This window comes from Nocardia sp. NPDC059764 (assembly GCF_042732555.1).
In the GTDB taxonomy this organism is placed as follows: Bacteria; Actinomycetota; Actinomycetes; order Mycobacteriales; family Mycobacteriaceae; genus Nocardia.
The window spans coordinates 1-7,128 of the sequence record NZ_JBHWHH010000269.1; the positions used below are offsets into that span (position 1 = coordinate 1).

A 7,128-nucleotide genomic window follows, 5' to 3' on the forward strand; every position below is an offset into this window, starting at 1 on the left:
GGGCCGGGGGGCCGCGCGCCGCGCCCCCGCCCCGGCGGGAGGCGGCGGGGCGAATCGGACGCCGAGCCCGCCCCGTCGACTGCCAAGAGGGGGCGGACCCGGTGGTTCCGGCGCGGATCGCGCCGGTGCGAGGAAGGCTGCGTTCAATCCTCGCTTCCCGGTCCCACCGCCAGAGCTGTCGTGATGATCGTCGACAGGGGTGGGAGTTTGGCGTCTCGGGCGGGCGGGCGCACCCAGTGGCAGCCCTCGCGGGTCCAGCGGCCGAGGCCGGTGGGGAGCATGACCGCGCTGCCGACCGTCGGAATGCCGATGTCGAGGCGGTTCAGGACCTCCATGATCTGGGCGCCGGGGCGTGAATCCGGTTCGGCCAGAAAGCTCCAGCGAATCTGGCGTGCCAGCATGGGGCCATCGGTCCGGCGCTGTTGCAGTGCGCTGCGGACCCTTTCGGCTCGGGCGACCGGTAGGTGCACGACCGCGACCTGCGCGGTGACGGGGAGCATGACGAATCCGCCGCGCTCGGTGACCGGCAGCCCGAACTCGTGCCGGTAGTAGGAAACCCAGTCGTCGACTGTTCTGAGCTTGTCCGCGTTCACTTCCCCGCCTTCTTCCCCTGGTCACCAGGGTCGCGCGCCGGAGGCGGATGGGAAAACGCCCGCACACCCGCCTTCCACTGCCTTTCCGCCGCCACTGTCGCGGCTACGTATAAAGCCTGGTACCAGCTAGGTTTCGGCTGTGGCCGCGGCCACTTTCCGCTCGTACCCTGGAGTTCGGAGTTCGTTCGGAAGGGATGGCACCGTGGTACGGCACTGGTCAGGCAAAGAGGCCCGTGCCCTCCGTGATGCCAAACGCATGAGCATCAGGGAGTTCGCCGCCCACCTGGGCGTCCACGAACGACTGGTCTCGAAATGGGAGGCCGGGGGCGATCGGGTGCATCCCCGCCCCATCAATCAGGCCGCCCTCGATACATCCCTTGCCAGGTCCGACGATGTGGTGCGGGCACGGTTCGCGGCCTTGATCGACCAGCCCTCGAGTGGCCCCGCCGTTCCCGGTTTCGATGTGCGCCAAGGCGGTTCCGAGCTGTGGAGCGGCATGCCGGCGCAGGCCAGTTATTCCAGCGACGCGGAACTGCTGGCACTCGTCGACACGGGTGCGATGAGGGGCGATGCGTTAGCGGCGATTTCGGAGAGGGACTTGATCATGGCGGCTGCCCATGAAGCCAGCGAGCACGCCGGCCGGGCCGAGGGCACCAATGTGGGTGCCACCCTGCTGGAACAGCTCGATGCCGATGTCACGCGCATCGCCAACGACTACGTGCACATGCCTCCGGTGCCGATGATGGTGGAGATGTTGCGGGTCCGGCGGCGCGTATACCGGTTGCTGGAAGGTCATCAGCGGCCGTCGGATACGGCGCATCTGTATCTGTTGGCGGGCACTTTGTCCGGTCTGCTGGCGAATGCCAGTACGGATCTGGGCTATTTCGACGCGGCCGGTGAACAGGCCAGGGCCGCATGGGCTTACGCCGAGCTGTGCGAGCACAATCCGCTGCGCGCCTGGACTCGCGGCATGCAGGCGCTCATCGAGTACCGCTCCGAACGCCCGCGCCGCGCGGTGTTGCTGGCCCAGAGCGGCCAGCGCTACACCGAATCCGCGACCTCGAAGGTGCGGCTGCTGAACATCGAGGCCCGCATCTGGTCGCGGCTGGGCAGCGCCGCCGACACCGAACGCTGCATCCGCGCCGCCGACGAGGCCCGCGACGGCGAATCCAGCGACACCCTGCACGACGACGTCGGCGGCGTCTTCGGCTTCGACCAGCCCAAGAGCCACTACTACGCGGGCGCCACCTACATCCATCTCGGCCAGGCCGAACCCGCGCTGGACGCCACCCGCCGCGCCATCGACCTGTACGTGAACGGCCCCACCGACAAGCGCTCCTACGGCGCGGAGTCGCTCGCTCGGGTCGACAACGCGGCCGCCCACCTGATCAACGGCAGCCTCGACGGCGCCGCCGCGGCCCTCGAACCGGTGCTCGAGCTGGACGAGGACAAACGCATCGCCCAGCTCGAGGAACGCCTATCGGTCCTCCGTCAGCGCCTGGCCTCCCCGGAGTTTCGCGACGCCAGCGAGGCGCACGACCTCGACGAGCGAATTGAGGACTTTTGTGGCTCGACCGCCGCTAGGAGCGTCCTACCTCCCGATACGTCGCGCTGAAAGTTCGCGGCCGTCCCGATTCTGGACTGCGGCTTGATAGACCTCCGCCTTGGAGCGGGGGAGCGAAGCGGAGGAGCGGAGGGAGGGAAGAATCGGGACCAGGGGCCGCGAACCCGCCCGCAGCGAAGCGGAGGGCAGAATATCCAGCGTGAGCCCTCAGAGTCACCTACCGCATCGGTCCCCGCGCACGCTGGAGCAGTCCACCAAGCTCCAGAACGTTCTCTATGAGATCCGGGGGCCGGTACACGCGCATGCGGCGCGGTTGGAGGCCGAGGGCCATCGCATCCTCAAGCTGAACATCGGCAATCCCGCGCCGTTCGGGTTCGACGCGCCCGACGTGATCATGCGCGACATGATCGCGGCGCTGCCGTACGCGCAGGGCTACAGCGAGTCGAAGGGCATCCTGTCGGCGCGCCGGGCCATCTTCACCCGCTACGAGGTGGTGCCGGGCTTCCCGGAATTCGATGTGGACGACGTCTACCTGGGCAATGGCGTCTCCGAACTGATCACCATCGTCATGCAGGCGCTGCTCGACAATGGCGACGAGGTGCTCATCCCCGCGCCGGACTATCCGCTGTGGACGGCGATGACCTCGCTGGCGGGCGGCACCCCGGTGCACTATCTGTGCGACGAGTCCAACGGCTGGCAGCCCGACATCGCCGACATGGAATCCAAGATCACCGACAAGACCAAGGCGATTGTCGTGATCAACCCGAACAACCCCACCGGCGCGGTGTACTCCGCCGAGGTGCTGCAGCAGGTGGTGGACCTGGCTCGCAAGCATCAGCTGCTGCTGCTGGCCGACGAGATCTACGACAAGATCCTCTACGACGACGCCAAGCACGTGTCGCTGGCCACGCTGGCCCCCGACCTGCTGTGCCTCACCTTCAACGGCCTGTCCAAGGCCTACCGGGTGGCGGGCTACCGCTCGGGCTGGCTGGTCATCACCGGTCCGAAGGATCACGCGGGCGGCTTCCTGGAGGGCATCGACCTGCTGGCCTCCACCCGCCTGTGCCCGAATGTGCCCGCGCAGCACGCTATTCAGGTGGCGCTGGGCGGACATCAGAGCATCGACGATCTGGTGCTGCCGGGCGGGCGGCTGCTGGAGCAGCGGGATGTGGCCTGGCAGAAGCTGAACACGATTCCGGGTGTGTCGTGCGTGAAGCCGGAGGGCGCGCTGTACGCGTTCCCGCGGCTGGATCCGGAAGTCCATGAGATCCACGACGATTCGAAGCTCGTGCTGGATCTGCTGCTGCAGGAGAAGATCCTGATGGTGCAGGGCACCGGCTTCAACTGGCCGCACCACGACCATCTGCGCATCGTGACGTTGCCGTGGGCGCGAGATCTGTCGGTCGCCATCGAACGATTCGGCAACTTCCTGTCCAGCTACCGCCAATAACTTCCGGGCGGAAATAGCAACCGGTAGGGTTCATGGGGTATCCCGTGAGCCCCTTGACCTGCGCCTATACGGTTTTGTCCAGGAGTGGACACTCTTCCTCGCCGGGTGTGGCGCAGGTGGGACTCTGGCTAAAACAAACCGCTGGTACGAAAAAGTTGGGTTTTTAGAGACTTAGCTAGCGCAAAGAACCGTCTTTTGTGTACAGTGGGCCTCGGCACTTCGAGTGCCCGGCCGGACCGCCTACCCCCCCTGGGCCGTCCGGCCCTGGTTAGTCGGCCTACCCCCCCTGGGCCGCTGACCCCGGGCGGCGGAGACATCCCCCTGCTCTCCGCCGCCCCCTAAAAAATCCTCGCGATCGCGACCGCCTCACCTGGCAAAATGCCGAGACCTCTCAGCATGTCAAAAATCGTTTTCGTTTAGGCTCTCCGCGTGAGCGATCACCATCACCACCATCACGACCACTCGGGACCCATCGCGATCGGAGCCAATGCGGCCAAGGTCGTGATCGGACTGCTCGCGTTGATCGGCGTGGCGGTCGTGGCCGGGCTGATCTGGCTCTGGCCCAGCGCTCAGCACATCGACATCCCCCTGCCCATGCAGAACGGCGGCGGCGGCGCGGTGCAGACCGAGGCCGGCACGGTGATCAAGCAGGACATCGGCCCTTGCGGCAGCCCCTCCAACGGCCGGGTCTTCAGCGAGGAACCGCAGGCCCCGCGCGCCAACGGCTACTCCTGCCAGCGCAGCATCGTCACCATCGACTCCGGGCCCAGCCAGGGTGAGAAGACGCTGTTCGAGATCGCGCCCGGGCCCGGGCAACCCGATCTCCGCGCCGGCGACAAGATCCGCATCGTGCGCCAAGTGGATCCGAAGGCGGATCCCAAGGCCGACCCCAGCCTGGTCACCACGTACTCCTTCGACGACTACGCGCGCGGACTGCCGCTGACCATCATCGGCATCGTGTTCGCCGTCGTCATCATCGCGGTAGCGCGGTGGCGCGGACTGCGGGCGCTGCTCGGGCTCGTGGTCGCCTTCGGCGTCCTGGTGGTGTTCCTGCTGCCCGCGCTGCTGGACGGGAAACCCGCCATCCCCACGGCACTCGTCGCGGGCGCGGTGATCCTGTACGCGGTGCTGTATCTCGCGCACGGGGTGAATCTGCGGACCAGCTCGGCGCTGCTCGGCACGCTGTCGGCGATGGTGCTGGCGGCCGTATTGTCCTGGGCGGCACTGAAGATCACCCATCTGACCGGGTTCTCCGAAGAGCAGAACACCAATGTCGCCACCTATCTGCAGCATGTGAGCATCACCGGGCTGCTGCTCGCCGGGTTCATCATCGGCTCGCTGGGTGTGCTCAACGACGTCACCATCACCCAGGCGTCCGCGGCCTTCGAATTGGCCGCGCTGGACGAGAAGTCCACGCGGCGCGGAATTTTCGCGGCCGCCATGCGGGTCGGGCGTGACCACATCGCCAGTACCGTCTACACCCTGGTGCTCGCCTACGCCGGTGGCGCGCTGCCGCTGCTGATGCTGTTCAGCGTGGCGGGGCGGTCCATGCGCGACGTGCTGACCGGCGACGCGGTGGGCATCGAGATCGCGCGCTCCGCGGTCGGCGGTATCGCGCTGGCGCTGTCGGTGCCGCTGACCACCGCCATCGCGGTGCTGCTGGCGCGGCCGCCGGGCACGGTGCCCGCGGCTGCGGCCACGGGCGGCAATCGGCCGCGGAGTGTTGGGGCGCAACGGAATACGCCGCGGCGACCCGGCGGACCGGCGGGCGGACCGCGTACCGGCGGACAGCCCGCGGCGCGGCGCGGCGGCGATCCGAACGCACCGCGCTCGGGTTCGCAGTTCGTGGTGCGGCTCGGACCGGATACCGACAACCCGCGCACCGGGCCGCAGCCATCGCCGCGCCAGGCGCCCCCCGAGTCCGGCGACGGGGAGCCGACGGTGCCGAGAACCAGTGTGGTGCAACCGGGTCCGACTCCGGTCGAGCCCGCGCCGCCGCCGCAGCAGTCGTGGTTCGACGGTGGGGCGCCGCCGCAGGAGCCCCGGTACACCACGTCGTCCTGGTTCCATCCCGACGAGCCGTGGTCGGAACCGGGTGCGCGGAACCCGGGGCCGCCGCCCGAATCGCCCCGCGGCGGGCGGCATTCGCGGCCCGACTCCTGACCGATCGACGAAAGATAGTGCGAAGGGCGTGTTTCCGGGGAAACACGCCCCTCTTCCATTCCGCGAGTCCTCTCCGGGTTCGGATTCGGCGGTCACCGAACCCCTCACTGGATGTCGCCGCAGGGCAATAGACCTTTCGCGCACTGGGCCTGGCGACTGAGCGGTGACGCCACGTAGCCGTGGGCGCCGGCCGGGGCGGCGGGCAGGACGGCGACGAGCAGCGGTGCGATGCCGGCGGCCCCGAGCAGGGACAGACTTCTTCTAGCTATCAAGGTGAAACCCCTGGAGAGAGTGGGGCAGCGGAGGCCGGCGTGCTGTCCCGTGACGGATCTGCAATGTGATCCGGACCACTTTGTAGCAAGAGCGCGCTCAAAAGATATGACTTGGTAACGCTTGGTCAAGCGCCCTATCTCGGATGAAAATTATCCTTTTGCGCAGCAAACTTCAGGGGTGTCACAGCAAACTTGTTGGATCGCAGGGGAGTTCGCCCGGCTAGACGGCCGTTCTCGCCGCCTCGCACAACGCCGCGACACCGTCGGCGTCCGTGGCGAAATGGTCGAAACCGCTCGGCACCCCGAACTCGGCGAAGGTGACCTTGGTATCGGGCTGTGGACGGCCGGGCACCGGAATGCGCACGGCCGCATGCAGATCCCGCGTGCCGGTCAGCTCGATCACCCGCCGGGCATTGTCGGCGCGCAGGCCGCCGCAGGCCATCACGTCGATGCGGCCGTCGGACAGGCTCACCATGCGCGCGATCAGGGACGCGCCGTCCAGCACCGACTCCTGGCGGCCGGAGGTGAGCAGTCGGGTGAAACCCAGTTCCAGCAGCTGGTCGAAACCCGCGTAGGGATCGGCGCACACGTCGAACGCCCGGTGGAAGGTGACCTCCAGCTCGTCGGCGGCGGCCAGTAGTTCGGTATTGGCGGCCGGATCCACGTGGCCGTCCTCGTCGAGCACGCCGACCACCACGCCGTGCGCGCCCACCGCGCGGACCCGCTCGACATCGGCGCGCATGAGCGCCACCTCGTCGGGGGTGTAGCGGAAATCGCCGGGGCGCGGCCGGATCAGCACGTGCACCTGGGTGTGCCCGGCCGCGGCCACGGCCGCCTCGATGAGCGCGGGACCCGGCGTGAGCCCCCCGACCGTCAGGCCCGAACACAACTCCACGCGCGCCGCCCCCGCCTGTTCGGCGATCCGGACCCCGCCCAGAGACTCCACCCCGATCTCGACCCGCACCGCCCGCGCATCCGTCATACCTTGCAGTATGGCGAACTCGCGCCGAGTTTGTTGCCCGAGATTAGCCGCTGGGCGGTGAACGCCTCGTGAACCGAGCCACATCGTGACCGGAAACGACGAGG

General features: G+C 68.1%; 5 protein-coding genes and 1 pseudogene. 3 read left to right on the top strand and 3 right to left on the bottom strand.

What is annotated here, in order from left to right:
• Positions 1-143 precede the first annotated feature (143 nt).
• Positions 144-593 (bottom strand): hypothetical protein, encoded by a 450-nt coding sequence (locus tag ACFV4K_RS33865; RefSeq protein ID WP_379280376.1) that lies wholly within the window; start codon positions 591-593, stop codon positions 144-146.
• Positions 594-849: 256 nt separating this feature from the next.
• Between ACFV4K_RS33865 and ACFV4K_RS33870 the strand changes: the two genes are divergently transcribed.
• The 3 genes and pseudogenes from ACFV4K_RS33870 to ACFV4K_RS33880 all read left to right on the top strand — a co-directional run.
• A complete protein-coding gene (locus tag ACFV4K_RS33870) occupies positions 850-2,208 on the top strand; it encodes an XRE family transcriptional regulator (protein WP_379280377.1) in 1,359 nt (452 codons plus the stop codon).
• 139 nt (positions 2,209-2,347) lie between these two features.
• Entirely contained in the window at positions 2,348-3,607 is a 1,260-nt protein-coding gene (locus ACFV4K_RS33875) for a pyridoxal phosphate-dependent aminotransferase (RefSeq protein ID WP_379280380.1), read from the top strand.
• 429 nt (positions 3,608-4,036) lie between these two features.
• A pseudogene (locus tag ACFV4K_RS33880) lies at positions 4,037-5,308 on the top strand (YibE/F family protein); the annotation flags it as partial.
• Between the two features lie 566 nt (positions 5,309-5,874).
• Here ACFV4K_RS33880 and ACFV4K_RS33885 read toward each other — a convergent pair.
• Together ACFV4K_RS33885 and ACFV4K_RS33890 are read right to left on the bottom strand one after the other, a co-directional pair.
• On the bottom strand, positions 5,875-6,042 hold the full coding sequence (locus tag ACFV4K_RS33885; protein ID WP_379280378.1) for a hypothetical protein: 168 nt from the start codon (positions 6,040-6,042) through the stop codon (positions 5,875-5,877).
• Positions 6,043-6,262: 220 nt separating this feature from the next.
• Positions 6,263-7,024, bottom strand: a complete 762-nt coding sequence (locus tag ACFV4K_RS33890) for a copper homeostasis protein CutC (RefSeq protein WP_379280379.1) — start codon at positions 7,022-7,024, stop codon at positions 6,263-6,265.
• Positions 7,025-7,128 lie beyond the last annotated feature (104 nt).

Bases quoted from the DNA above. Each gene is read 5' to 3' on its own strand.
- ACFV4K_RS33870 (WP_379280377.1), top strand. From the start codon at position 850: ATGAGCATCAGGGAGTTCGCCGCCCACCTGGGCGTCCACGAACGACTG.
- ACFV4K_RS33890 (WP_379280379.1), bottom strand. From the start codon at position 7,024: ATGACGGATGCGCGGGCGGTGCGGGTCGAGATCGGGGTGGAGTCTCTG.